The sequence below is a fragment of the Flavobacterium cyclinae genome, from assembly GCF_021172145.1.
Taxonomy (GTDB): domain Bacteria; phylum Bacteroidota; class Bacteroidia; order Flavobacteriales; family Flavobacteriaceae; genus Flavobacterium; species Flavobacterium cyclinae.
In genome coordinates, this window is sequence record NZ_CP089095.1 from 2383809 (window position 1) to 2410329 (window position 26521).

Below are 26521 nucleotides of genomic sequence, written 5' to 3' on the forward strand. Positions count from 1 at the left end.
CAAAAATAAATTAATTAGGTTTGGAATAAAATAGGGAAAACCATCCCATCATTCTACCTGTAAATTCTGTAAATGCTTCTTTTCTTTTTGAAGTTGTAATAACATTTGTTCCTCTAATTACAGCCAATAACAAAGTAATTGAATGCCATTTGAACTTAGATTTTAAAGAAGGTTTTGGATGTTTTACACGCCAAACATACCATCCATTTCGTACCACCATTTTACCATATTGATATTGATTTGGACGTCCAGCTGCATCATGATGGTGTTCTAAATTTGCCGCTGTATTTAAATAAAGTTTACCAACTTTAGATACCCGAAGTGTAAAATCAGCATCTTCATACAAACCATAACCTTCAAAATAGGTAGAAAACTGAAATTGTTCAAAAACCGATTTTCTAAAGGAAGCAACACCTCCCATTAATTGCTCTACAGGATACACTTTTCCTGATGGTGGTAAAAACCCAACACTTCTTCCGTGAGAAAATTCTGGAGCGTATCCAGGCGGAACATCGCTATCTAAACCTAATTTTTTTCTCGAAATAAATCGAGCTCCATCTTTTCTGGTATATCCATCAAAATAAAACTCATCAATTTTTGGTTGATAGTTCTCCCCTACATATTGCCAAGATACTTCATTTGTTATATAGCCACCCACTCCTAAAGCATCGGGATGAATTACATAAGCGCTAATGATTTCTTCAAAATAATTGTTTGCTAAGACGGTATCATCATCTAAAAAACAAATAACATCACTTGTTTTAGAAACTCTTGCAATTCCATAATTACGCTGTTTGGTTAATCCCCTATCAGCTGGAGAAACTTTAAAATAAACCAAATTTTCAAATGAGTTTTGCTCTAGCATGTGAAAAGTAGCATCATCTGGCGAACCATCCACAATTAAAATTTCATTAGGATACATCGTTTGTAACCTTACCGATTCAAGTAAAGTTAACAATGCATGAGGGCGCTTATAGGTACAAATAATGAGACTAAAGTTCATTTCTTTTTTTTAATTCATTAGCCCATTTTAAACTTACAGCCCATTTCTTTTTAAAAAGAGTGAGGTAAGTAAATGGATTTTTAACAGCTTGAACACGATAAAATTTAAAAAATAAAGTAGTTCTATACCCCATAATTTGTTGTTTTGTTTTATGTAAAAGAGAAAACAACATAATTGTAGGTGATGGTTTTGGCGCTAGAGGTTCGTTGTGCCAATCTAATACTGGCTTTGTTCTAAACCCTCCAATAGGAGCTTTTAAGTGCAAAATATTAGGTTCTGGCAAATAAATAACGTCATATCCTTTATTTCTAATTTGCATACCAAAATCTGTATCTTCTCCAAAACCAAATTCGTAAGCCATTCCAAAAGACAAACCATCAAGTACTTCTGAATACACCAAAGAGCAACCAGAACCAAAACTCGACCATTGGATTATGGAATTCATGGTCTTTTTTTCATTAGCTTGTAAGCAACTTAAATTAATTACTTTAGTTTTTAATTTTGCTGCCATTTGAAGCGAAGAATAAATAAAATCTTTTTCAATCCTAATATCGTCATCAGCCATAAATACCCAATCACTTGATATGTGTGTTAATGCTAAATTTCTTGCATTACAAGCTCCTGATTGATGTATAAACTCATGCTTAATTTCAAAAGGCCATTTTTCATTTGTAATAAAATCCAATTCAGACTTACTATCTTCTAAAGGATTTTGTTCAATAATGATAACTTTTTTTGGCAAATGAGTTTGATTACTTAAATCTTGAAGTACATCGTATAAATATTTTTTTCTTCCAATTGTGGGAATTACAACATCTACTGAAAGCTTGCTACAATCAAAAATTGGAGAGTTGCCTTCATTAAAAACAAGTTGTTTTGAAAATGACTTTTTTGAAACAAAAAAAGTTTGAAATAAAGAAAGAAAAGCAATTTTTCTTTCGTTAAGGTATAAATTCAAAAAAAGAAGAAATATCCAAACCGTTTTATAATGCTCTTTAATAAAAACAAACATAGTACTTAAACTGGCTTGAAATATTTCTAGTGGAACTGTTTCATTAGGATTTAACACCAATTTAGGTTCAGAATAACAGAACAAACCTTCAGCTTGATAGGTTTTTGCAATACGATTTAAAGTATAATCAAAATTATCTGAATTCCATATTTGAGAATCTATTTGCGATAAAAAAGAAGTATGAACTCCTCCTACATAACTAGACATTTGCCAAGTAGGATATGTACCATTTTTATTGATTTTTATAAAAATAGAATCTTCAACATAACCAATAGAATTTGGGAAATAATTCCCGTTAGGCAAATACGACATCATTTTTCTTTCCAAGTCAAATAGCTGAGGAAAAGAGGACCATGCTACATTAGTATAAGCAAGTTTATGACACCAAACTAATAAATGATTTGGATATTGCTCAACTAAAGCAGGAAGTACACTTGTAACTTTTTTACCGTTATAGGAAGCAACTTCAATTTCATCAATTAATAACTGAGTAACATTATTTTGATCATGAACTATTACAATCATTTCTTTACGTATTTTTTGTAAAAAGTTATACTTTGCTCAGCAATTAATCTATTAGCAAAAACATTTTGTATTTTTTGAGCCGCATTTATACCAAAGGTAGTATTTTGAATTTCATTATCCAATACATCTAAAATAGCATTAGCATACTCTTCATGATCCTTTGGATGAACTAAAGTTCCTTCTTTTTGTGTTGTTATGACTTCAGGCCCCCAACCAATATTAGAAGCAACAATTGCTTTTTGCATTGCCATTGCTTCTAACCAAGAAACAGGTAAAGCTTCGGCAAATGTAGGAAAAACACAAACACTAGCTTTTGCAATATGAGCACGAACTTCCTCATAAGGAACACCACCTAAATAACTTACATTACGTAAAGCTTCCGGAGTAAATAAGGGTTGCATCAATTCCCAAGTCGAGCTGCTTCCTGTTAATATATCTGCAGAATCGCGGCCAACTAAAAGGAGTTGGGCTTTTGGATTTTTCAAAAAAACTCGATTAAAAATTAACGGTAATTCTAATAAGCCTTTTTTACGAATTAATGTTCCGAAATATAAAATGGTATTACTTTCCTTTTGAATTGTATTGTCGGGTTTAAAATTTTCTGGATTAATTCCGTTTGGAATAACTGCAAATGGAATTTGTAATCCAAATAACTCATTGGTTTTATCTGCAGTAAATTGGCTTACTGAAATATGACCATCCGCCTTTTTTAAAGCTCTTTTTTCATGAAACTTATTGATCCATTTTACCGGACGATTGTCTAAATGACAGAAATAAGTATCACTTCCATTCAACCGAATAACTAAAGGACATTTTTTAGGTTGAATAAAAGAGGATATTCCGGTCCAATCGGGAGCTTCAACAATATCTATAGCTTCCGAATAGTATAAATCATCTATTATGCTTTGAATTTTTTTTCTGGTAAAAAACCAAGACAATCCTTTAATCTTAATATTTTTTATCAATTGAATGGTGATTCCCGAAGCATCAAAAACAGCATCTTCTTTTTGACAATAAACTAAAATTCTAACAGTATGTCCTAAATCTGTTAAGCTTTCAGCTAAGTTTTTTATACTGGTTCCTATCCCACCCGAATTACCAGTTCGACTATGAGGATATTCTGGAGTCAAGAATGCTATTTTCATTTTATTTTTTTAATTCTTCACAAAATGCTAAAGTACAAAAATCTCTGCCTTTACTATTTACGTGAATGTTATCATAAAACAAATCTTCAGGTAATATCGTTGAATGATTTATTATTTTAAATTCGTTGATTGAAGGAAATTCAACAACAGTTCTATATATGGGCGACTGATATACAATTAACTCAATTTTGTTTTCTTCGCACAACTTTTTAATTTTTAAAAAAGAAGGATTGTTAAATTGAGGTCTAGAGGTTGCTAATTTGGTATCATACAAATTGTTTTCAATTTGAGGATACGTATAATTGCCTTTTTCGTCAAATCGATTTCTTTTATTAGGCTTCAAAAAAGCATAAATTGAAGGATAAAACAATTCGTTATTATAATAACTAACACCTAATATTGGAAAATACTTAGAATAAGTTAAAACTTTTAATCCTTTTACTTCTAATCGGTTGTAATAATTATAAATCAATGTATCCTGAACTTCAGTTAAAAATCGATAATCATTATTATTCAATTCAACTGTAGAATTATGAATATCACCAGGGGTTACACATAAAATTAACTGCTTTGTGGATTTACCTAGTGATAAAAAATATTGCAGCATAAGATAATGTGAACTCAATGAAGTATCATCCATACTAATATTTAATCCTGAAGTTTGTAATTTTTTATCAATTAATTTGGTATCTAATGTAGTTAATCCTGTACTAGAACCTAAAACAACATAATCAAAATGAGTTGTTGTAACTCCATTTTTAACAAATTGATTTTTATACAATTGGGATTTCCCTAAAACATACAACGACAAGAAAGCGATTCCATTTCCAATTAACAAAATGAAAAAAGTATAAATCGCTATTTTATAAAGAAACTTTTTCATTAGAATTGAAAATAAATAAAGTCCATTTGATTTTTAAAACTTCCCATAAAGAAAATTATCAACACCAAAAACAATGCTTTCAAAGCCGATATTTTAGGAGTCTCTCTTTTTTGGATTACCCAAATAAATTCTTGTATAATCAATAACCCAACAGCCACAACGCTCAAGGCAAAAATCATCAAATTAGCATTTGTACTATAAAATAATGAAATGCCAAAACCTTTTAATTCAAATAAATAAACTAAATATTGAAAGGCGTCAGAAATTGAATTGGCTCTGAAAAAAACCCATCCCACACATACAAGAAAAAAGGTGAAAGCAATTTTCGCAAAATCACGCCATCCATAAGATTTGGTGAGCAAATGACTTCTGTTTACATTAAAAAGCAACAAAGGTAAAAACAATAAGGCATGAAAAAAGCCCCAAAACAAATAAGTCCAATTAGCACCATGCCAAAAGCCACTCACTAAAAATATCACAAACACATTTCTAATTTGCAAAGCTATACTGCCTTTAGAACCTCCTAGAGGAATATAAATATAATCGCGAAACCAAGTTGACAAAGAAATGTGCCAACGACGCCAAAATTCGGCAATATCTCTTGAAAAATAAGGAAACTTAAAATTCACCATTAAATCAAATCCGAATAATTTTGACAGTCCAATTGCAATATCAGAATACCCAGAAAAATCACCATAAATTTGGAACGCAAAAAATACCATTCCAACGAATAACTCACCGCTAGAAAAAGCTTCAGGACTTTCAAAAATTTTAGTTACAAAAAAGGCACAATTATCTGCTACAACAACTTTTTTAAACATTCCCCAAATGATAAGTTTGATACCATCTGCAGCATTTTGATAATCAAAAACTCTCTTCTTGTAAAATTGAGGCAATAAATGAGAAGCTCTTTCAATAGGACCAGCTACTAATTGAGGAAAAAAGGTAACAAAAGCAGCAAAATCTATAAAATTATTTGTGGGTTTCATTTCATTGCGATACACATCAATAGTATAACTCAAAGTTTGAAAAGTGTAAAATGAAATTCCAACTGGAAGTATAATACTCAGTGTAGAAGCTTCAATAGTAATCCCTACACTTGCCCAAGCTGCTATCCAACTGGTAATAAAAAAATTAAAATACTTAAAAAACCCTAACATCCCTAGATTTCCTAAAAGACTTAACCCTAACAGCAATTTCCTTTTAGATGAATTGGTGGTTTTTTGAATGAATAAGGCAACAAAATAATCTAAAATTGTACTAGCAATAATTAACGACAAAAAACGCCAATCCCACCAACCATAAAACACATAACTAGCTACTAAAACTAATAAATTTTGAGCTCGTAAATGATTTTTAAATACAAACCAATACAAGATAAAAACTATAGGAAGAAACAATAAAAATTCTAGGGAATTGAAAAGCATAATTTAGATAATCGTTTTAATTGATTCCCAAATCCTTTCTGATGCCATTTGAGTAGGTTGACAAGTAATTTTTTCCAACCATTTAACAGCCTCACTATTATGACTTTTGGAAAGATTCATTTCAATCAAATTAGCAATTGATTGTGAATCAGAAATCCAAGAAACCGCTTCTTTTGAAGGCATAGAACGAAAATGAACAAATTGATATATTTTATTTACTGACCAATCTTTTTCTTTTTTATTTGTAACATCATAATTGATATACAAACAAGGTTTATTAAAAATTGCAAAATCAAATACCATTGACGAACCTAAATTGATGACCAATTCTGAATGTCTAATTGTATTTACTAAAAGGGAATTATCTTCTGGCAAAGGCAAAACTGTATTCCATCCTTCACCTATCTTTTTCCATTGTGGATTGATAGCAACAATTATGTCTTTATATTCTTCTAAAGTTGCATCATATCGTGATGTAAAATCGACAGGACATCTCCTAAAAATAATTCCTATGTTATGCCCTTTTTGATTAAGTTGTCGAACAGCTTTTGCGGTATCATTAAGATATTGCTGATCATCTGGACAAGTAGTGATATCATCTCCAGAATAACATATGTATTTTTTACTACTATCTAAACCATATTTTTCAAAAAAAATGTCTCTATCTAAAAAAATAGATTCATCAAAATGCGCTTCAAACTGAGGAGTTCCAGTAACTACAATTTGGTTTTCCTTAATTTCTGGATGGTAATGAAGTAATTCTTTTTTCATGTAATCACTCCACACATAATAATAATCGGTTTGAACCACCATGGTTGCTTTTGGCAAATTATCCCAAGAAAATATAAAAGTAGCAGTAGGAATTTGTAAATCTTTAGCAGCTAACAAAGGAGCAATTGCAACTACTGGGCGCTGATTTGTACAAAAAATAAAATCGGGTTGCTCTTTTAGTAACAGCTCTTTACATTTTTTATAATAAGCTGTATTACTTTCTAGTGCATTAATTGTATTTCGCAAACCCAATATTCCTTTTTGATTTGAATAGTTGGAATTTAAATAAGAAACAATTCGATTTTTAATTTTATTTTTTAATCCTTTTGAGCTCGATTTAAAGCGATACGTGTCATAAACCTTATCATTTTCAAGCTTACTATTTTTTGATAAAGACGCCTGAATAATTCCGTTTTTTATAATATCTGTAAAAGGATGTAAAACTGGTTTTTCAAACTTAATTTCTGGAAAATTTAATTCGGTTAAATCAAAAGGTGTATTATTCCAAAATACAATATCATATTCTTGTTTTCCAATTTCGTAGAAATTAGAATAAACAAAATTTCGCAGTCCAACACCATCGGGTAATAATACAAAAACCTTCTTTTTTTTCATTATAATAATTCAACCAAGTTAATCCATTGCCAAATATAAAAACTATTATCTTGATTTCCGTTATTATATGCGCTCCAAATTTGATGAACCTTTTCTTGTTCTACAAAATCCAATTGACTAAATGCATTTATTTTATCCGACATGTAAGCATTCAATTCATTTGCAATCCACTCACGTTGCGGTGTTTGAAGTGGTCTTTTTGGTGCCAAAGCGACTTGATTAGCTAATAATTCTTGACTTATTTGACGCAACATCCATTTGGTATTGCCTTGATTAAACTTTACCTCATCTTTTTGAGCAAATGCTAATTCAACAATACGATAATCTAAAAAGGGTTCTCTTAATTCTGTTCCATGCAACATACTGATACGATCATTAAATCGAAGAGCACGAGGAATTTTTGTATAAAACAAGTCGCGATATTGCATGTTTTGCAATTCAGAAGCAAAGGGTTTAGGATAACAGTCTTTTTCAGCATGAACTCGAAATGAATCTACCAAAACCTCTGGTCTAACAGGAGAAGTTGAAACTCCTTGAATAACACTTCCTGATTGATTAAAATAATAATCGTAACCCGCCCAAGCTTCATCCATACCTTGACCGTCTAATAACACCTTAATTCCTTTTTTACGTGCTTCTTTAAACAACAAACTATAGGCTAATGTAGGGAATCCACCAAAAGGTTCATCTTGATTTTGACTCAACTCTTTAATTAAATCAGGTACAGCTTGAACTTCTAGTAACACTTTATTTAAAAGATACGTTTTATCTTGTAGCAACAATTCTACCCAAGGCAATTCATCATAATTTGAATCATTGCAATAAAAGGTAAAAGCTTCAATATTTTTAGAAACGGGTAAATTTTTATGAATTAACGCAATTAAAGTAGAAGAATCCAAACCTCCACTTACATTCATCCCTAAGTGAACATCAGCTCTAAAACGCAATTGAATGGCATCGTTTAAAAGAACTTCATATTGTTTCTTTAATTCTGATGGTTCTAAAACTGGAGTGTTTTTTATTCTTTGAACAAAGTCGTACCAACACTTCGGTTGAAATGTACTAAGATTTTCTTCAGAAATAATAGCAAAATGACCGGCTGGTAATTGATGTATGCCTTCCCAAAAAGTTTCATTTGGCAAACCATAAGTTCCAAAAGACAAATAATTCACCCAAACTTTTTTATTAGGAAATTTGCTAACACCAGAAGCCCACAAGCTTTTTATTTCACTAGCAAAAGTAAATTGGTGAGCATCAGCATAGAAATAAAAAGGTTTTACACCAAATCTATCTCTAGCAATAAACAAATTTTGTAGTTGTATGTCCCAGATAGCGATTGAGAACATTCCGTTAAGGCGATGCAAAAAGTCAACTCCCCAATGAATGTAAGCATTTAATAAAACCTCAGTATCGGATTGTGTACGAAATTGAAAATATGGAGCTAGTTCGTTTTTTATTTCTAAATAATTATAGATTTCTCCATTAAACACAACTACGTATCTACCACATCTACTCTTCATTGGCTGATTAGCATTTGCAGATAAATCTATAATACTCAATCGGTTATGACCTAAGCTGCATAAAGTATCATGCCATTGTTCTGTTGCATCAGGGCCGCGATGTTGTTGTGCTTCCAACATCTTTTCTAACTTAACTTTTCTGTTATCTAAAGAAAAGTCTGAAGAAAAAACACCTGCAATTCCACACATTATAATAGGGATTTAATTAAGGGTAATTTTGACAAAGCAATTTCCCAATCATTTAAAGTATCAATATTGACATAAAAATCAGGATTATTTTCTAGGTAACTCAATTGATTTCCATAAAAACTTCCTTCTTTAATAACTTCTGTTTTAGTTATATAAACAGATCCATCTCTAAAAAACGCCTTGGGCAACTCTTGTCTTCTTTTTATAATTTCTGCTTCACCCGTTGCAATTTTTAGCAAACCTTCTTCGTTAGGTTCAAATACCCAATGAGGATTAAACTCATGCGGTACAGGCAAAACACTAACTAAAGCATCGGATTTATCATTTATAAATTTTTGAATTGCCTGATCAATAAAGCCATTCATACGAAAAGGAGCTGTAGGTTGTAACAAACAAACAGCATCAAAAAATTCACCTTGCTTTTCAAAAAAAGAAATGGCATGTTGCACTACTTCAATACTAGAAGCCGTGTCTGTTGCCAAATGTTCTGGACGCATAAAAGGAACTTCTATACCAAATTCTTTTGCTACATTCGCAATATCATAACAATCTGTTGAAAGGATTACTTTGCTAAGATATTTAGAGGCCAAAGCTGATTTTGCCGTGTAAGCCAACAAAGGGAATTCACCAAGTAATTTTATATTTTTCCCTGGAACACCTTTTGAACCTCCTCTGGCTGGAATGATACCTAAAATACGCATTAATACATGATTGTTTTATGAAATTGTAAAGGTAATTTTGCTAACAAATCTGCTATTTGCTGACCTGCATCACCTCCTCCATATACATCAGAAGGAACTCTGACTGCTTGAGATTGCACTTCAATAGCTTCTTTAATTGCTTGAACCTGATAAGGAACATCTACCACATTATTTCCCCTATCTCTTTTATTTTGTCTAGAACCAATGTTAACAACAGGCACACCAAGATAAGCACATTCTCTTATTCCAACACTTGAATTCCCAATCAAACAATCGGCATGATTTAATAAATGTAAAAAATCTTGTCCTTCCATATTTTTAAAAAAATGAACATTGGTTAATTGGTGCGTTTCACGGTAAGCACGAATTCCATTAGAAGTACCATCAGCACCTGCATCTACATTAGGCCAAAACCACAAGGTTGGACGATTTAACTGAGTTATCGCCTCTAAAGTAGCTTCAATATGTTTTCTTGAATCTTGGTATTCGTTTGTAACGGGATGTTGCATGACTACTAAATATCCTTTTGATAAATCGGGACTAAATCCAACACCTCCATATTTTTCATAAGGATTAAAAGGCAAAGTTATACTTGATTCTTTAACTCCCTTAGCCAAATCAATTGAAGGACAACCGGTATTAAATACATAAGCTGGATCTTCACCTAATTTAACAACTCTCTCTTTTGCACCATCAGATGCTACAAAATGATAATCGGCCAATTTAGTAATCGAATGTCTTACTTTTTCATCAATATTCCCTGTTACTTCGCCACCTTGAATATGGGCAAGCGGAATATTCATATATGAAGCTGCAATAGCAGTAGCCATAGTTTCAAAACGATCTGCTACTGTAACTACTACATCAGGCATTAAATTATCAAAGACTGTAGAAAGTTCCAAAATTCCAATACCAGTAGTTTTAGCCGCTGCAGTTAAATTTTCACCTTCTAAAACATTGAATACTTTGGCAGAAATTTCAAAGCCATCATTTACAATGTAATTAATTGCCGAACCATATCGATCCAGCAATGCTGAAGCCGCAACAATCAATTGTAGTTCTAAATTTGGATGTTGTTTTATGGCTGAAAGTACTGTTTTTACCCTACTGTATGAAGGCCGTGCAGTAATTACAACTGCTATTTTTCTTTTATTCATTTCCCTTTCACTTCAAAGGGCTAAAAATAAGTAAAATTTATGGAAATTGGGGCGGTTTGTGAATTTTTATAAAATTGAAATTTTGATATAAGTTGAATCTATCATTTCAAGCGAAGTAGAGATTCTGTCAAATCGAGCGAAGTAGAGATAGTTTTAAATAGTTCTCGACTTCGCTCGAAGTGACAATACTAAAATTAAATTTATGAAGGAACTACAAATCTATCGTACCGTACTCAAACTTAATCAAAGAATCCAAACTATCAAATCGAGCAAAGTCGAGACTATCAATTCGAGTGAAGTCCAAACTGTCAAATCAAGCGAAGTCGAGAGTGTCAAATCGAGCGAAGTCGAGATTCTTTATTTTTAAAATGCGTTTCATTCTTACACTCGGCTAAAATCGGCAATAAATCCCATTCTCCATTAATTATCGCTTCCTTTTTAGCGCGACTCCATTTCTTAATTTTCTTTTCAAATGATATTGCTTGATTAGGTTCCAAAAATTCTTGATACCAAACTAACTCTACAGGTCTTCTAGAATAAGTATATGCATCCGAATATTTACCAGCATTGTGCTCCGTAACTCTACGTTCTAAATTTGAAGTAATTCCAACATAATAAGAATTGTCGAAACATTTAAGGATGTAAACAAAATAAAATTTCATGGCGTATATATTTATAATTGTAAAAATAAAAAAAATGTTAATACAATAAAAAAGTCTCGACTGCGCTCGACCTGACAAAAATGTGCTTTGATTGAAATTAATAGAATTACATTTTCTTAAAAACTACTGCTCTGTCAAATCGAGCGAAGTCGAGATGGTTTAAATATTTCTCAACTCCGCTCAAAAAGTCTCGACTGCGCTCGACCTGACAAAAATGTTCTTTTATTGAAATTATTAGGATTACATTTTCTTAAGAATTACCGCTTTGTAAAATCTAGCGAATGCTTGATCCGTCTTTTCGGAATCGAGATGGTTTAAATAGTTCTCGGCTACGCTCAAAAAGTCTCGACTACGCTCGAAGTGAAAATGGTGGAATTAAAAAACATAAAAACTTACTCCAAATCACTTTCATTCAAAAAATCCCACTGATTTAGATTTTTATTTAATTTTTTACCAATAATTTCCTGAAATCGAACAGCATCAATTCCGTATCCTTTTGGTTTTTTTGCTTCTAAATCATTAAATTGCAGCATATGACCTTTTGATAATGCCTTATTCACGGATAACGATTTTTCGAATATTGATTTCAATTCGGTAAAAGAACTAGTATCATTTTTATGTATAGGATGCTCTATTGCTTCATAAATAGCGTTACAATCATACACCAATTGTGTCACTTCATCAAGTGTCAAAGATGATTTAGCATCTGGGCCAAACATTTTTCGATCAAAAACAACGTGGAATTCTAAAATTTCTGCACCTAAAGCTACCGCCGCAACATTGGTAGCAACTTTTGCCGAATGATCTGAAAATCCAACTACAACATTATATCGATTTTTTAATTCTTGAATTACGTTAAAACCATATTGTTTTGGTTGGGTAGGATAAGAAGTAGTGCATTGCAAAATTGAAAATGGCACATTTTTCTCTCTTAAAAAAGATATTGAAGTATCTAACTCTTCATAACTACTCATTCCAGAAGACAATATTAGAGGTTTTCCTGTTTGAGCAATTTTCTCTAAAAGCAATAAGTTTGTTACTTCACCAGAACCAATTTTATAATATTCAACTCCAATTGTTTCTAACCAATCTACTGCCAAGTTACTAAAAGGCGAACAAATAAAATCCAGACCTACAGCATCACAATGTTGCTTTATTTCTTTCCATTGCTCTAAAGTAAATTCCATTCGTTTCCAATAATCAAATCGGGTAACATCTTCATAGGAAAATTTTACTCGAAAAGGTTCGTGTTCGCTACTTTCAGCTGTCGCAATATGCATTTGAAATTTCACGGCATGAACTCCAGTTGTAGCTAAAGCGTCAATGTAAGAATGTAAAATACCTAAACTCCCTTCATGAGCTTGACCAATTTCGGCTATATAATAGGGTTTTTTATCTAATTTCACTTTTGTTCAGTTTTATAATGAAAATTAATCTTTAAGGCTAATGAAACTATTTTTCAAATAATCATTACCTAAATAAACTTTTAAATCCTCTCGATCTAAATCATTTAATTCCTTTTTCTTCCATTTCTTATAAAGGGATTCAATGTGAGAAAACAATTTCGATTCATCATCGGCTTCAGTCCAATAAGGATAATCTAAACCTAACAATCGTTTTGTTTCACTATAATACGGACTTAACAATAATATAGGGCGATTAGCACTGATACAATGCGGAAATTTTCCGGGTAAAAATGGACTAATTTCAGATTTAGATTCTAATATTATATTTACCGAAACTTGCTCTTGTAAAGCTAAAATTTCAATAAAAGGAAAATTACGACAAGCCGCAACTAGAGTAGGAATTTCATTTTGTAATAACTTTAATTCATGTTCATGAAATTGGGCTGGTCCTACAAACAATAATTGAGAATCGTTTTTAGCTTCTGGATTAAACTCTAAAAACTTACGATAAGCATTAATTAATGGAAAAGGATTTCGCTGTTCCAATAAATTACCAGCATGCAATAAACTAAATTTTGAAGCATCAAAAAATGAAGGCAATGTTACATTAGCGGTATTTACATCGCTTATTTGGTGAGGAATTACAACACCGGTTTTTAAAAAGTTTTTAAAATAACTTCCCATCCATTCTTTTAGCAATTGACTTGGGAATGCACTATATTTTGCTTTTTGCGAAACGGCTCTAAAAAATTTTTCCTTTTGAGCATAACCTGGCTGAATCCAATTGAAAGGCCTTGGATAATAATGAAAAGGAAATGGGTCATGAACATATGCCATCCATTTGTCATGTAGTTCTGGTAATTTCAATAAAGCATAATGAGGTCGAAAACTCGCCCCTTTACTCAAGGTTACAACCAAATCGGGATTAAAATCTTTTTGTTTTCTTACACACGATGCAATACTATAAGTATCATTAAAAAACGTAAAAGAAAAACCAAACCAACTCTCCAAGTAGGGATTTAAATTTATTTTCGTCCATCGAGTAAATAATCGTTCTGATCTACTTAAAACATAACGTAAGTTGATTTTTTTTTCGGGAATGGAAAAACAAGGTATCGAATCTATTTGAATTTCTTTTCTTGTGTAATGATACACCTGTAAGTCAAATCCGCACAAAGCTAAATTTTGAATTAAAGCAACATTAGCTTTAGATCCACTGCTATCATTTACATCTATTGACTCAACTACAACTAAAATTTTCATTTTAAAAATTTATTTGAGATATAAAATTACAAATTCGTTCTGAAGCTTTCCCATCTCCATAAGGATTATGCGCTTTACTTCTTCCCAAATATTTATTTTCATCATTTAACAATGTTAAACAAGCCGAAACAATAGTATTGGTATCAGTTCCAACTAATTCAACCGTACCTGCTTTAATAGCTTCAGGTCGTTCTGTAGTATTTCGCATGACCAAAACGGGTTTTCCTAATGAGGGAGCTTCTTCTTGAACACCACCTGAATCTGTTAAAATAAGATATGCATTTTGCATTAAATATAAAAAAGCAGGATAATCTACAGGGGATATCAAATGAACATTAGGAACATTACCTAAAATTCTATTAACCGGTTCTTGAACATTAGGATTTAAATGAACAGGATAAATAATTTGAACGTCATTATGTGCCGTTACAATTTCGGCAATTGCATTACATAAATTTTCAAATCCTAATCCAAAATTTTCTCTTCTATGTCCTGTAATTAATATGATTTTTTGATTTTGATTCACAATATTTTTTACCAATTCAAGATCAGAACAACTATATCCATTTTCTAATTTTGAAACACCAAAATACAAAGCATCAATAACTGTATTACCTGTAACAGTAATAGCTTCTGGAATGACATTTTCAGATAATAGATTATCCAAAGCCCATTGTGTGGGAGCAAAATGATAATCCGCAATTCTTCCTGTTATTTGTCTGTTTATTTCTTCTGGAAATGGAGATAATTTATTGTAAGTTCTTAAACCAGCTTCAACATGACCTACTTTTATTCCTTTATGAAAAGCCGCTAAAGCAACCATTGAAGAAGTAGTTGTATCGCCATGAACTAAAACCAAGTGAGGTTGAAATGTATCTAAAACCGGTTCAATAGCCGATAATATTCGCGCACTCAATTGATTTAAACTTTGACCTTTTTGCATTAAATCCAAATCATATTCAGGAACAATTTCAAAAAAATCCAGAACTTGGTCTAACATTTCTCTGTGCTGCGCAGTAACACAAACTTTTACTTCAAAAGCAGATTTTTGAAATTCGTGATACAAAGGAGCCATTTTTATAGCTTCTGGGCGAGTGCCAAAACAGAGTAATATTCTCATGAAAACATTTTTTTCTTAAGGCTGTAAAGATATAATCTTACAGGGAAAAACACATAAAATACTTGCCATTTTAATTTTATAAAACCTGAAATCTCAAGAGTTGTAATGATTGACGCAAATAAATTAAACTCTTTATAATCATAAGCCATTTGAATAAAATGTCTCAAAAATTGATTCGTTATTATTTTTTTATCCTTTAAGTTAGAGATAACTAACAAAATAGTATCACTTTTAGATTTTTTACGGATTGGATTGTTAGAATAAAATTCGGCTGTATTTGAATTAGGATGTTTTCTGTTAAAATATAAGGTATTAGAAATAATTACACCTTCAAAACCAGAGGAAATAATTCGAATATAACATTCCCATTCTTCTGCATAAAGCAATTCTTCCTTAAATCGAATGGTTTTAAAACATTTCTTATCCCATAAAACAGTACAAGATGCTAATCCTATTTGTTGTGTAACAACATCATACAAATTATCAACATTTATTTTTTGTAGTATTTTACATTTTTCAAACTTAAATTCAGGTTTATCTTGCTCAAATGATTTTTTTTGATAGTGACAAAAAGCAACTTGTTCCTCTAGCAAAACGGACAAACTTGTTTTCAAATTATCGGGATGAATGATATCATCATCATCAAAAAAGATAATAAAATCTCCTTGAGCCTTATCTAGTCCAAAATTTCTACATCCCGGCAATCCTTTTTGATAAGAATCAGGTCGCTTTAAAAATTGAAATCTACTATCTTGTTCTAAAATTGGAGCTATCACTTCCTGTGTATTATCGGTACCTCCATCATCAATGATAAAACATTCCCAATCTTGAAATGTTTGTTGTTGGATAGAATGCAAGGTTTCTACAATAAAATGCGCTCTATTGTAGGTGGCCATGATAATGGTAACTTGGGGTTTCATCTAAAAAGTGATTTTATAAAACGAAAAGGTTTTAAAATTAATGCTCCTAATTTGTAATCGATACTCTTGAAAATTTTATTTTTTTGTTTTTCTTCTTTTTCTATTTCATCTAACAAATTAGACACAAAAGCATCAATATGTTGCAAAAAAACTACTCTGTTTTTGGTATAAATATATTTTAGTAATTCCTCTTTTACCTTATTAGCTCTTGAAGTTGTAGAATTAGCTCTAACTCTATAGTTTAAGTACGGTTTTGGAATAACTTCTGTAATTCCACCATGAGCTAGCAATCGAATGTAAAACTCCCAATCTTCAAATCCTTTTCTCATTGTTTCGTCATAACCATTTACTGATAACGCATCAGATTTTCGAAACATTGCACTTCCTGTGGCTCCATTTTTAATTACAAAAGTAGCAATATCACCCCCTGAAGGAACAAATATATCTATTGTTTTGCTATCTGTAAATCTTCGTAAATGCGATGTCACAATTTTAACCTCATCGGAATTTTGTAATATGGCAATAGCTTCTTCACAAAAAGAGGCTTCAAAATAATCATCACTATCTAAGACTAATACAAAATCACCATTTGCAGCTTTAATTCCGACGTTTCTGGCTGTACTTTGCCCTTGATTTTCATGGGTAATTAACTTCGTTATGTTGGGTTGTAGTTTCTTTAAAACAGCTTTCGTTTCTGCATTGGAACCATCGTCAACAACTATAATTTCTTTATAAGGATACGTTTGATCATTAGCCGATTTTACTGCTTGTTCTATATAAGCTGCATCATTATAACAAGGAATGATTATTGAAACTAATAATTTGGAATCCATTATTGAAAATATTGATTTAATTGTACCCCTTTTGATCTATTACTTAGATTGAAAATATAATGTTGCCTAAAAGAACACAAAACCATTTGTTTCTCAAAAGTAGTTAAGTTTAAAAAAGTTAAAGCCGAATTACATAAAGAATTAAAATCTACGTTTACTATATAAGGAAATGAACTAAAACGATCTTCCATCGCGCCAATCTTATATCCCATAACATAACACCCTGCAGCAGCAGCTTCTAGGGAAGTCATTGGACCTCCTTCGTTTGTTGAAGTAACTAATAAGACTTGTATTTGGTCATAAAAATGATGTGTTTGGTTTGGACTAATAAACACCTTGTTAAAAGTTACAAACTCTTGTAATTTAAGTTTTACAACAAGCTTCTCCAATTCTTGAACATAAGCAGCATCTCCCCCTCCTTGTATAAATAATTGACATTTTTTTTGATTTTTATGATTTAAAAATTCCATCAACAAAATCATGTCTTCAATATTCTTTTCCCTAGACAATCTCCCTAAAAAACCAAAAACAATAATATCTTTATGAAAAGTTTTTGACGACAAACCAAGAAGATTTGTTTCATTCAAAATCATAATATCTAAAGCAACTGCATTGGATAAAATCTGATTAGTATGCCAAAATTTTTTTTGTACTTCATTGAAAACAATTATAATATTAAACTTTTTATAAATATTTTTTTGAGGATCACTTAACAGATTATAATGCCACATCGTAACTTTAGCTACATATTTTTTTCTTTTATTATAATATTGGAACAAAGAAAAAAAATATATACAACCTGGATAAGTTAAAACAAAAAAATGGGTAAAGCGTTTTGAAATAAAAAACCAATAAATAACTTCAAAAAGAGAAACATTCAAACCTAATTTCTTAAGTAACTTATTTACAAAAAGGACTATTTTAGAATTAAAAAAAGTAGGGTAATTTAAAAATCCTATTTTTCTTTCATTAATAATTTCCTCGAAAAAAGAATCGTGTTTAATTGGTGAAAAAATTGATACTTGCTCATATAATCTTGAATCATAAAAATGCATAGCCGAAATCACAGCCTCGAGTTCTGTTCCGCCAATATTTTTTAAAAAAGGTGATAATATGAGAATTCTTTTTTTCAAAATTTATTAACTAAATATATTTGTTTTAAGATTATTATGAAATTTGTTTTTTATTGGAAAAGTATAGAATAAATTTTGTTGAACTTTTTCTAAAACTTTATCATTTGGCAGAAAATAATCATCAAGAGCAACTAAATCTTCAACTTTTTCAGTATAAATAGGCTTAACATTAAACATCTCTAAGGATTCAAAATAGTCATAAAACTTAACATCATCACCTATTAACTTGTCAGAAAATTTCCACCACATGGTAGGAATATCATATGCATTAGCAACAATGACTCCATGTAAAGAAGTAGAAATTATTCTTTCACAGTTAACTATTTCATTAACCACATCTTCAACATTATTATTAAGCAAATTAATTACTTTAATGTCATTATACAAGAACGAATCAACCATTTTTTTTATTTCTTCATAATCAACATAATGAGGAATAATTCCAATTTTATAAGTTTTTAAAGTTGACTTTGGCCTATATAAAAGAGGTAACAAAAGTGCAGGATCACCATAAACACTGGGTTCTGAAAAGCCTAATTCTTTTAATCTTTTAGCTGTTCTTGGACCTCTTACTGCGAGAAAACGACCTCCACGTATTTTTTGACTTGTCTTAATTAATCCACTGCCCCAAACAATCGAATTCTTTCTAGCATCAACTATAATACTACCAGTCATTATAAAATATTTACAAAAGATAGACAATTCATAAGAAGGTCTAAATAGTATTGGAGCAATATTCGTCATTTTTTTAACCAAATAAGGCGTAATAATATCTCCAAAATTCTCAAATTGTTCATTTTCAAAATGAACTCTTGAATACCAATAAACTAAAGGTTTATTAGTAAATTTATATTTTAAAAGTTTTACCCAAAAATCTTCTTTTCTAATCGTTTGATTTTTTAAAAAAAAAGTCACTATTTTTATAAATTTCTTCATTTGTCCAATTCCACCATTTTTTTGTATTCAATTCATCAATTTTTTCTTGCGTAAACCTGTATTTTATTACTCTTGCAGGATTTCCAGCAATAATTGCATAATCAGGCACATCTTTAGTTACTATTGAACCCGCTCCAATAATAACTCCATTTCCAATTTTAATATTGGGCAAAATAATAACACTATCTCCTATCCAAACATCATTTCCAATCTCAGTATTACCTTGTATATTTTCATATGGTAATCTTCCAAAATTTTTTCTGTAAAAAGTATACTGTATAGAAGGATAATTGTAGTTATGATTGGACAAAATTACTTTTATATCCTGACCAAAGGCACAATAACTACCTAATATCAATGAACCATTTCCCTTAACATTAAAATTCCCATTATGATAACTTTCTTTTCCCACCTTTATCTTATCTGTTTTTGTAATTAAAAAAGGTGGTTTTTTATTTGTTTCATTCAATAGTTTCAAAATTTTATTTGAAAGCCATCGTTTTATTATTTTATTAATTCCCATGTTGCCTTTGAATAAATATAAAAATTCCCTTTGGGTATTTTCCCTGTACCATAAATATCAGTTGGAATAATACTAAAACCTAAACAATCTTCTTTTATCTCAATAGTTGAATTATTTTCCGCTAAAGCAACAGTGACCAAATACTCTCCAGGCATTAATTTTAAATCTGAAACTACAACTTTAAAACAAAAATTACTATCTGAACTATAAACTTTATCAACTATTTCATAGGATCTAATTGCAGTAATTACGAAACCATTTATTGAAGAAATCACAATACTTGCCTTCAGATTACTATACATTTTTTCAATATTAATAAAAATTAAAAAAATTATAGTATCACCCATAATTATACTATTAACATCTTGACGATTACCATTAGCATCTTGTGAAAATATTTCTACCTTTGAAATCTGTATTGAATATTCAACTTTTTCAAACTCTATATAATTTTTAATGTTACTATTGAAAACATTATTCTTTAAATAGATTGTTATTGCTTCATCTATTTCTCCAAAATAACTAACTTTTCCATTCTGCATTACAATTCCTTTGGTACACAAACTTTTAACCGCCGCCATATTATGACTAACGAATAGTACCGTTCTTCCTCCTTCTCTAGAAATATCTTGCATTTTACCAATAGCTTTCTTTTGAAACTCTACATCTCCTACTGCTAATACTTCGTCAACAACTAAAATTTCAGGTTCTAAAAATGCAGCTACTGCAAATGCCAAACGAACAGTCATTCCGCTACTGTAACGCTTTGTTGGCGTGTCAATATAGCGTTCGCAACCACTAAAAGTAATGATTTCATCTAGTTTTGACGTGATTTCTTTTTTAGTCATTCCTAAAATAGCACCATTCAAATATATGTTTTCTCTACCTGTTAACTCCGGATTAAAACCAGTTCCTACTTCCAATAAAGAAGCGATACGCCCTTTAGTTTTTATACTTCCAGTAGTAGGTGCAGTAACTTTAGATAGGATTTTTAACAAAGTAGATTTTCCTGCACCATTCTTTCCAATTATTCCTAATACCTCTCCACGCTCAACTTCAAAATTGATATCTTGTAGTGCCCAAACATAGTCACTATCTCCTTTCTTAGTTCGGTCATTGGTTTCTCCAACTTTCAGATACGGATCTTCTTTTCCACGAACTTTATGCCACCATCGATTTAAATCGTGACTCAATGTGCCCGTCCCTACAACTCCTAATCGATATTGTTTGGAAACATTTTCTGCTTTTAATATGATATCTTTTTTACTCATTTTTATTTTTAAAACCCAATCGCATTATTAGGAACACAGATTGAAGAAATCTTATAAATTTAAAAAATCTTTTATGTGTTTTCTTACTCTTTTAAAAGTAAACGTCCGAAACTTCAAACTTTATGCAACTTGGTGTAAAACCCATTACAACTTAAATCCCGAAGCTTCGGGACAAATTCAAAATTAACTTGAAAACCATTCACTCATCTTACATCCCCCATCTTCCAGCATCCATCATCGAACATCCATCACCATTACACCGTATCAATAAAACTCTTTTCTGTTTTATTAAAAATCAATAATCCTACAAAAAATACAATGATAGTTACTACAACTATATAAAGTAATCCTGATGCAGAAATACTTCCTTCATGTAATAACATATAACGAGCAGTTTCTATTACATAAGCCAATGGATTATATTCAATTAACCAACCAAAAGCAGGTAATTTATCTTTTAATAATGCCATAGGATACATGACTGCTGAAACATACATTAACAATTGCACCCCAAATCCAACTAAGAAACTTAAATCACGATACTTAGTAACCAAAGATGAAATTATCATTCCCAATCCTAAACCTAACATCCCCATTACGACAACTAAAATTGGGAAAAACAAGATAGACATTGTTAATTTGATTTCCATTCCTTGAGATACATAAAAAATATAAAATATAACAAAAATTAAAAATTGAATACCAAATTTTACTAAATTAGATATCACAATCGACAATGGAACAATGAGTCTTGGAAAATACACTTTACCAAATATTGAAGCATTCTTTTTAAAAGTATCGGAAGTATCATTCAAACAAGAAGTAAAATAACTCCAAACCATAATTCCTGCTAAATTGAACAAAAATGGAGGAACATTACCTGTAGAAATTCCTGCAACATTATTAAAAATAACTGTAAAAATAATAGACGTAAATAAAGGTTGGATAAGATACCATAATGGTCCTAAAACAGTTTGCTTGTATACTGTAACAATATCACGTTTTACAAACAAGAACAACAAATCACGATAACGCCAAACTTCTTTTAAATTAAGTGAAAAGAGTTTATTTTTTGGTGTAATTTCATATAACCATTCTTCCTTAGAATTACTTGATTGATGCATGATTAGGTTTCTTCATTGTTCAAGTTTCAAAATTAACCATTTTTAAACAAGGAGCAAACTTTATTAAGTTAAGTATTAAAAAACAAAATCAAGTTCAAGAGCAAGTTCAAACTTAGCATGAATCAATTCTTAAAGAGAATCTTGTAAGCATGATATACTCGACGGAGCTTAAACATATTTGTAACATTAAGTGAAACGCTCTGTGTATCTCTTTCAACGCAATCCACTTAAAATTAACTCCGTGAGCTCGGTGTAAAATGACACTTGTAACACCCCTATATTCCCCTCAAGGGGACAATTCCTTCTTAGAAATAAAGTAGTAATTAAACTTTAAAAATTATTTCAACTTCTTAAATTTGTGTTCAAAACAAGAGCAAGTTCAAGGGCAAGTACAAAAGTGAAACGCTCTGTGTATCTCTTTGAACGCAATCCAATTCAAATAAACTCCGTGCAACTCGGTGTAAAATGACACTTGTAACACCCCTATATTCCCCTCAAGGGGACAATTCCTTCTTAGAAATAAAGTAGTAATTAAACTTTAAAAATTATTTCAACTTCTTAAATTTGTGTTCAAAACAAGAGCAAATTCAAGGACAAGTACAAAAGTGAAACGCTCTGTGTATCTCTTTCAACGCAATCCACTTAAAATTAACTCCGTGAGCTCAGTGTAAATTTTAACGTAAATCCCGAAACTTCGGGATTCAAATTTTTCGCAAAGTACGAAAAGATTATATTTAAAGATTACTTCAACTTCTTAAATCTGTGTTCCAAAACAAGAGCAAGTTCAAGGGCAAGTACAAAAGTGAAACGCTCTGTGTATCTCATTGAACGCAATCCACTTCAAATAAACTCCGTGTAACTCGGTGTAAAACAACACTTGTAACACCCCTATATTCCCCTCAATGGGACAATTCCTTCTTAGAAATAAAGTAGTAATTAAACTTTAAAAATTATTTCAACTTCTTAAATCTGTGTTTAAAACAAGAGCAAGTTCAAGGACAAGTACAAAAGTGAAACGCTCTGTGTATCTCTTTCAACGCAATCCACTTAAAATTAACTCCGTGAGCTCGGTGTAAATTTTAACGCAAATCCCGAAACTTCGGGAATCAAGTTTTTCGCGAAGAACAAAAGATTATATTTAAAGATTACTTCAATTTCTTAAATCTGTGTTCCTAAAAACATAAGAAATGATTTTATTTCATTTGAAATGATTTTTGTACTTTTGAAACGAAAATATATAACCCAAAGAAAATGTTTTGGATTCCTAAGAAAAAAGTTTTTTGGAAAGATTTATGGAAAGATGGATGTATTGATATACATAACCATTTACTTTGGGGTATTGATGACGGGTCAAAATCTTTAGAAGAAACAATAGCGTTATGCAATGGACTACAAGAATTAGGAATTACAAAAGCAATTGCTACACCTCATACATATCCGGGACTTTGGAATAATTCGGCTTTAGATATAAACGAAGCATACAACGTTTATAAAAATTGCAAAACAACTGATTTTATTATTGGAGTTGCTAGTGAATATTTAGCAGAAAGTTATTTAGAACAAGAAATCCAGCAAAATAGTATTTTAACACTTCCTGGAAACCATATTTTAATAGAGTTTTCAATGCTTTTCCCACCTTCTGACCGCATAATGGAGTCGCTTTTTCAACTAAAACTCAAAGGTTACAAATTAATATTAGCGCATCCAGAACGTTATTTATATTGGAAAGATAATCTACAAAATTTTGAACAATTAAAAACCTTTGATTTATATTTTCAAATCAACAGCCTTTCGCTTTTAGGATATTATGGATCCGATGTAAAAAAATTGAGTATCCAATTATTAGAAGCTAATATGTATGATTTTGTAGGTACAGATACTCATAGAATTGAAAACATCAATTTTATGAAAAACAATCCGTTACCACTCCAAAAAAGTCACTTAAAGGAACTTGAATTGATAATAGAAGGGAATCAAATATTTGATATTACCTCTTTTTAACAATTTGCTTTACAAAAGACTTTATTTTTTCAAATCGCGACAAATACTTAGGATTGACCCCATAGCCATAGCCATATCCATAATTATACTGATACGAATATGCATAGCCCTTACCATATCCTTCGTTTTGACCTACATTATTAAATACAATAAAAGGATTAGCAATTTTGGATTGGTCCTTCAAATCAGTGATGTATGACATCAATTGTTTATCCGTATAATTGGCTTTTATTAAATACAATACAATATCAGCATATTTCGATATAATAGTAGTATCTGCCACCAACAATGTAGGAGCGGTATCAACTAAAACATAATCGTATTTTGTTCTTAATTCTTCTAACAACTGCCCTAATTTTCCATTTGAAAGAATTTCAGTAGGATTAGGCGGTATAACACCTGAATAAATTACATCTAAAGAAATATCATTTATCGCTTCCTGAACTATACAAGAATGGGTAGCGATTTCAGAATTTACTAATAAGTCAACTAAACCTAGCTTAGCTTTTTTAGAATTCAGTGCTTTATGCAATTGAGGATTACGTAAATCGGTACCCACTAAAATCACTTTTTTCCCTAAAGCAGCTAATGACAAAGCTAAATTGGTAGCTACAAAGGTTTTCCCTTCTCCTTTGATGGTAGAAGCGGTATATATAATTGGAGATTTTGTAAGTTGTACAGGAAAAACAAAATCTAGATTTGCTACTAATATTCGGAACGATTCAGATAAAACAGTGTGCTCATTTTTATGTACGATTTTACTATTTGACTCAATAAAGGGAATTTCCGCCAGAATAGGCACTGTAGGGAGTCCTCGCTGAATCATTTCTTTAGTATGAATCTTGGTATCAAATAAATAATAAACAAAAAGAATTCCAAAAGGAATTAACAAACCTAATGAGAATGCTAATAAAAAGGCCACACCTCGTTTGGGAGAAAGCGGGTTTTTATCAGCTATAGCTTCATCGACTATTTTTATAGAAGGATTAACAATGGCTAAATTGATACTTGCCTCTTCTCTTTTTTGCAACAGCAATAAATAAAGGGTTTCCTTGATTTTTTGTTGACGCTCAATCGCACGAATCGTTTTTTCTTGATACGGAATGGCAGCGTATTGATTTTCTTGTTGTGCTTTTATTTGCTCTATGGATTGTATATTGGTTGCTAATACTTTTTGATAAGCCAATAACGAATATTTTATTGAACTCTTTAAATTTTGTTGAATCGCTAATAGTTTCCCCACACTAGGATGCTTTTCCCCTCCATTAGTAATGGTTTTCTGAGCTTCTAAAACGACTTTGTTGTATTCTTCAATTAGACTATTCACCTTCATCTCTTCTAAACCAATATTGGCAGGTAAAAGTTCATTATCTTTAACTTCTCTCAAAGCTGCAATAATGATTTCACTTAACATAGACTGTGTTTTTGCTTTTTCATATTGAGAGAAAGATTCAGTCTTAGTCGCCAACAAAGTTCCGGCATCCCCTTCTAAAAAAGAAAGTTTTTGGTCGCGTTTGTAATTGGCCTTATTTAATTCAATCGTATCCAATTCTTTGAATAAATACTCGAAACGTGAATTCACAAAATCAATCGTTTTTTTGAAAACACGTTGACGATCCTCTCTACCATCCCGATCAAATACTTCATTTAACGTATTGAGAATAGCATTATTTTTTTCAATAAGTGGTCCTTTTGTAGAAATTGCTAAAAGTTCGCTTTCTTCCCCTACTAAATTCACATCTATATTAGCTTTTAAACGAACTACTGCATCTTCAAACGAAGATTTCTTTACTTGTAATGTTCTTTTGTTTTTGTGAAGCACAATAGGTGCATTCACTTTCATTGCTATATTATCCACATCATATACTACGCCATAGGAACGTTTTTTCCCATCTTCATTCCAAACATATCCTTTCGAATCATAGTTTATGTTCCAGAAACCTGAAAACTCATCTACCTTTTGTTGGTCACCTATCCATTCAATGCTAGGTATTGTGTTCCCATATTCTTCCGCTATACGAATTTTACCTTCCGAGAAAAATTGATTGTACAATTGCAATTCATGAACCACCTGACCTATTAAGCGATTGGATTTGATAATTTCTTTTTCATTTTCAATATTAATTTTACTTCGCATGAAAAAATTGACTCCACTTGTCGGCATCTTAAAATCGGAGTTAGAATCATCCAATAATTTGATAATCGTTTTGGACTGATACACATTACTTTGATACCTCAAATACAAACTAACCCCCATAAAGGCAATAACAATCCCAATTACAAACCAGTACCAAAAAGGTAAATACTTAAAAATTTCTTGTTTTAAATCAAACGATACTTGTTGGTTTTCATGCGAAGTAGATGCATCCATAAGCGAATAA

Annotated in this window: 22 protein-coding genes; 1 reads left to right on the plus strand and 21 read right to left on the minus strand. The window is 31.0% G+C overall.

Annotation, left to right across the window (positions count from 1 at the left end; translation table 11 throughout):
• Positions 1 to 10 precede the first annotated feature (10 nt).
• The 20 genes from LOS86_RS11065 to LOS86_RS11160 form a co-directional block, all read right to left on the minus strand.
• Positions 11 to 1003, minus strand: coding sequence for a glycosyltransferase family 2 protein (locus LOS86_RS11065; RefSeq protein ID WP_231842162.1), 993 nt, complete (start codon positions 1001 to 1003; stop codon positions 11 to 13).
• Positions 993 to 2540, minus strand: a complete 1548-nt coding sequence (locus LOS86_RS11070) for a glycosyltransferase family 2 protein (RefSeq protein WP_231842163.1) — start codon at positions 2538 to 2540, stop codon at positions 993 to 995. Before LOS86_RS11070 ends, LOS86_RS11065 begins: the two co-directional genes overlap by 11 nt.
• Positions 2537 to 3685: a glycosyltransferase family 4 protein gene (locus LOS86_RS11075; RefSeq protein ID WP_231842164.1), complete on the minus strand. Its 1149-nt coding sequence runs from the start codon at positions 3683 to 3685 to the stop codon at positions 2537 to 2539. Before LOS86_RS11075 ends, LOS86_RS11070 begins: the two co-directional genes overlap by 4 nt.
• Before the next feature lies 1 nt (position 3686).
• On the minus strand, positions 3687 to 4568 hold the full coding sequence (locus LOS86_RS11080; RefSeq protein ID WP_231842165.1) for a hypothetical protein: 882 nt from the start codon (positions 4566 to 4568) through the stop codon (positions 3687 to 3689).
• The gene (locus LOS86_RS11085; protein ID WP_231842166.1) at positions 4568 to 5995 is read right to left on the minus strand and encodes an MBOAT family O-acyltransferase; all 1428 of its coding nucleotides are present in this window, start codon (positions 5993 to 5995) and stop codon (positions 4568 to 4570) included. Before LOS86_RS11085 ends, LOS86_RS11080 begins: the two co-directional genes overlap by 1 nt.
• A gap of 3 nt (positions 5996 to 5998) precedes the next feature.
• Positions 5999 to 7381 carry an MGDG synthase family glycosyltransferase gene (locus tag LOS86_RS11090; protein WP_231842167.1) on the minus strand — a complete coding sequence of 461 codons (1383 nt, stop codon included), beginning with the start codon at positions 7379 to 7381 and terminating at the stop codon, positions 5999 to 6001.
• Entirely contained in the window at positions 7381 to 9090 is a 1710-nt protein-coding gene (asnB, locus tag LOS86_RS11095; protein ID WP_231842168.1) for an asparagine synthase (glutamine-hydrolyzing), read from the minus strand. The genes LOS86_RS11090 and asnB overlap by 1 nt, the downstream gene beginning before the upstream one ends.
• Positions 9090 to 9791: an acylneuraminate cytidylyltransferase family protein gene (locus tag LOS86_RS11100; protein WP_231842169.1), complete on the minus strand. Its 702-nt coding sequence runs from the start codon at positions 9789 to 9791 to the stop codon at positions 9090 to 9092. The genes asnB and LOS86_RS11100 overlap by 1 nt, the downstream gene beginning before the upstream one ends.
• The gene (gene neuC, locus LOS86_RS11105; RefSeq protein ID WP_231842170.1) at positions 9791 to 10948 is read right to left on the minus strand and encodes a UDP-N-acetylglucosamine 2-epimerase; all 1158 of its coding nucleotides are present in this window, start codon (positions 10946 to 10948) and stop codon (positions 9791 to 9793) included. Before neuC ends, LOS86_RS11100 begins: the two co-directional genes overlap by 1 nt.
• Positions 10949 to 11280: 332 nt before the next feature.
• Positions 11281 to 11610: a GIY-YIG nuclease family protein gene (locus tag LOS86_RS11110; RefSeq protein ID WP_231842171.1), complete on the minus strand. Its 330-nt coding sequence runs from the start codon at positions 11608 to 11610 to the stop codon at positions 11281 to 11283.
• A gap of 392 nt (positions 11611 to 12002) precedes the next feature.
• Positions 12003 to 13016 (minus strand): N-acetylneuraminate synthase family protein, encoded by a 1014-nt coding sequence (locus tag LOS86_RS11115; RefSeq protein ID WP_231842172.1) that lies wholly within the window; start codon positions 13014 to 13016, stop codon positions 12003 to 12005.
• A gap of 24 nt (positions 13017 to 13040) precedes the next feature.
• On the minus strand, positions 13041 to 14279 hold the full coding sequence (locus LOS86_RS11120) for a glycosyltransferase family protein (protein ID WP_231842173.1): 1239 nt from the start codon (positions 14277 to 14279) through the stop codon (positions 13041 to 13043).
• 1 nt (position 14280) lies between these two features.
• Entirely contained in the window at positions 14281 to 15399 is a 1119-nt protein-coding gene (gene wecB, locus LOS86_RS11125; RefSeq protein ID WP_231842174.1) for a non-hydrolyzing UDP-N-acetylglucosamine 2-epimerase, read from the minus strand.
• The gene (locus LOS86_RS11130) at positions 15396 to 16319 is read right to left on the minus strand and encodes a glycosyltransferase family 2 protein (RefSeq protein WP_231842175.1); all 924 of its coding nucleotides are present in this window, start codon (positions 16317 to 16319) and stop codon (positions 15396 to 15398) included. The genes wecB and LOS86_RS11130 overlap by 4 nt, the downstream gene beginning before the upstream one ends.
• The gene (locus tag LOS86_RS11135; protein ID WP_231842176.1) at positions 16316 to 17152 is read right to left on the minus strand and encodes a glycosyltransferase family 2 protein; all 837 of its coding nucleotides are present in this window, start codon (positions 17150 to 17152) and stop codon (positions 16316 to 16318) included. The genes LOS86_RS11130 and LOS86_RS11135 overlap by 4 nt, the downstream gene beginning before the upstream one ends.
• On the minus strand, positions 17152 to 18285 hold the full coding sequence (locus tag LOS86_RS11140; RefSeq protein WP_231842177.1) for a glycosyltransferase family 4 protein: 1134 nt from the start codon (positions 18283 to 18285) through the stop codon (positions 17152 to 17154). Before LOS86_RS11140 ends, LOS86_RS11135 begins: the two co-directional genes overlap by 1 nt.
• 6 nt (positions 18286 to 18291) lie before the next feature.
• Positions 18292 to 19221: a polysaccharide pyruvyl transferase family protein gene (locus LOS86_RS11145; RefSeq protein WP_231842178.1), complete on the minus strand. Its 930-nt coding sequence runs from the start codon at positions 19219 to 19221 to the stop codon at positions 18292 to 18294.
• On the minus strand, positions 19169 to 19744 hold the full coding sequence (locus tag LOS86_RS11150; protein ID WP_231842179.1) for a CatB-related O-acetyltransferase: 576 nt from the start codon (positions 19742 to 19744) through the stop codon (positions 19169 to 19171). Before LOS86_RS11150 ends, LOS86_RS11145 begins: the two co-directional genes overlap by 53 nt.
• Positions 19726 to 21015: an ABC transporter ATP-binding protein gene (locus LOS86_RS11155; protein ID WP_231842180.1), complete on the minus strand. Its 1290-nt coding sequence runs from the start codon at positions 21013 to 21015 to the stop codon at positions 19726 to 19728. Before LOS86_RS11155 ends, LOS86_RS11150 begins: the two co-directional genes overlap by 19 nt.
• A 254-nt stretch (positions 21016 to 21269) precedes the next feature.
• A complete protein-coding gene (locus tag LOS86_RS11160) occupies positions 21270 to 22139 on the minus strand; it encodes an ABC transporter permease (protein ID WP_231842181.1) in 870 nt (289 codons plus the stop codon).
• Positions 22140 to 23390: 1251 nt separating this feature from the next.
• Between LOS86_RS11160 and LOS86_RS11165 the strand changes: the two genes are divergently transcribed.
• Positions 23391 to 24140, plus strand: coding sequence for a tyrosine-protein phosphatase (locus tag LOS86_RS11165; protein ID WP_231842182.1), 750 nt, complete (start codon positions 23391 to 23393; stop codon positions 24138 to 24140).
• Here LOS86_RS11165 and LOS86_RS11170 read toward each other — a convergent pair.
• Positions 24127 to 26511: a GumC family protein gene (locus tag LOS86_RS11170; protein ID WP_231842183.1), complete on the minus strand. Its 2385-nt coding sequence runs from the start codon at positions 26509 to 26511 to the stop codon at positions 24127 to 24129. The genes LOS86_RS11165 and LOS86_RS11170 overlap by 14 nt on opposite strands.
• Positions 26512 to 26521 lie beyond the last annotated feature (10 nt).

Coding starts and splice junctions, on each gene's coding strand:
- LOS86_RS11065 (WP_231842162.1), bottom strand. CDS start 1,003: ATGAACTTTAGTCTCATTATTTGTACCTATAAGCGCCCTCATGCATTG.
- LOS86_RS11070 (WP_231842163.1), bottom strand. CDS start 2,540: ATGATTGTAATAGTTCATGATCAAAATAATGTTACTCAGTTATTAATT.
- LOS86_RS11075 (WP_231842164.1), bottom strand. CDS start 3,685: ATGAAAATAGCATTCTTGACTCCAGAATATCCTCATAGTCGAACTGGT.
- LOS86_RS11080 (WP_231842165.1), bottom strand. CDS start 4,568: ATGAAAAAGTTTCTTTATAAAATAGCGATTTATACTTTTTTCATTTTG.
- LOS86_RS11085 (WP_231842166.1), bottom strand. CDS start 5,995: ATGCTTTTCAATTCCCTAGAATTTTTATTGTTTCTTCCTATAGTTTTT.
- LOS86_RS11090 (WP_231842167.1), bottom strand. CDS start 7,381: ATGAAAAAAAAGAAGGTTTTTGTATTATTACCCGATGGTGTTGGACTG.
- asnB (WP_231842168.1), bottom strand. CDS start 9,090: ATGTGTGGAATTGCAGGTGTTTTTTCTTCAGACTTTTCTTTAGATAAC.
- LOS86_RS11100 (WP_231842169.1), bottom strand. CDS start 9,791: ATGCGTATTTTAGGTATCATTCCAGCCAGAGGAGGTTCAAAAGGTGTT.
- neuC (WP_231842170.1), bottom strand. CDS start 10,948: ATGAATAAAAGAAAAATAGCAGTTGTAATTACTGCACGGCCTTCATAC.
- LOS86_RS11110 (WP_231842171.1), bottom strand. CDS start 11,610: ATGAAATTTTATTTTGTTTACATCCTTAAATGTTTCGACAATTCTTAT.
- LOS86_RS11120 (WP_231842173.1), bottom strand. CDS start 14,279: ATGAAAATTTTAGTTGTAGTTGAGTCAATAGATGTAAATGATAGCAGT.
- wecB (WP_231842174.1), bottom strand. CDS start 15,399: ATGAGAATATTACTCTGTTTTGGCACTCGCCCAGAAGCTATAAAAATG.
- LOS86_RS11130 (WP_231842175.1), bottom strand. CDS start 16,319: ATGAAACCCCAAGTTACCATTATCATGGCCACCTACAATAGAGCGCAT.
- LOS86_RS11135 (WP_231842176.1), bottom strand. CDS start 17,152: ATGGATTCCAAATTATTAGTTTCAATAATCATTCCTTGTTATAATGAT.
- LOS86_RS11145 (WP_231842178.1), bottom strand. CDS start 19,221: ATGAAGAAATTTATAAAAATAGTGACTTTTTTTTTAAAAAATCAAACG.
- LOS86_RS11150 (WP_231842179.1), bottom strand. CDS start 19,744: ATGGGAATTAATAAAATAATAAAACGATGGCTTTCAAATAAAATTTTG.
- LOS86_RS11155 (WP_231842180.1), bottom strand. CDS start 21,015: ATGAGTAAAAAAGATATCATATTAAAAGCAGAAAATGTTTCCAAACAA.
- LOS86_RS11160 (WP_231842181.1), bottom strand. CDS start 22,139: ATGCATCAATCAAGTAATTCTAAGGAAGAATGGTTATATGAAATTACA.
- LOS86_RS11165 (WP_231842182.1), top strand. CDS start 23,391: ATGTTTTGGATTCCTAAGAAAAAAGTTTTTTGGAAAGATTTATGGAAA.
- LOS86_RS11170 (WP_231842183.1), bottom strand. CDS start 26,511: ATGGATGCATCTACTTCGCATGAAAACCAACAAGTATCGTTTGATTTA.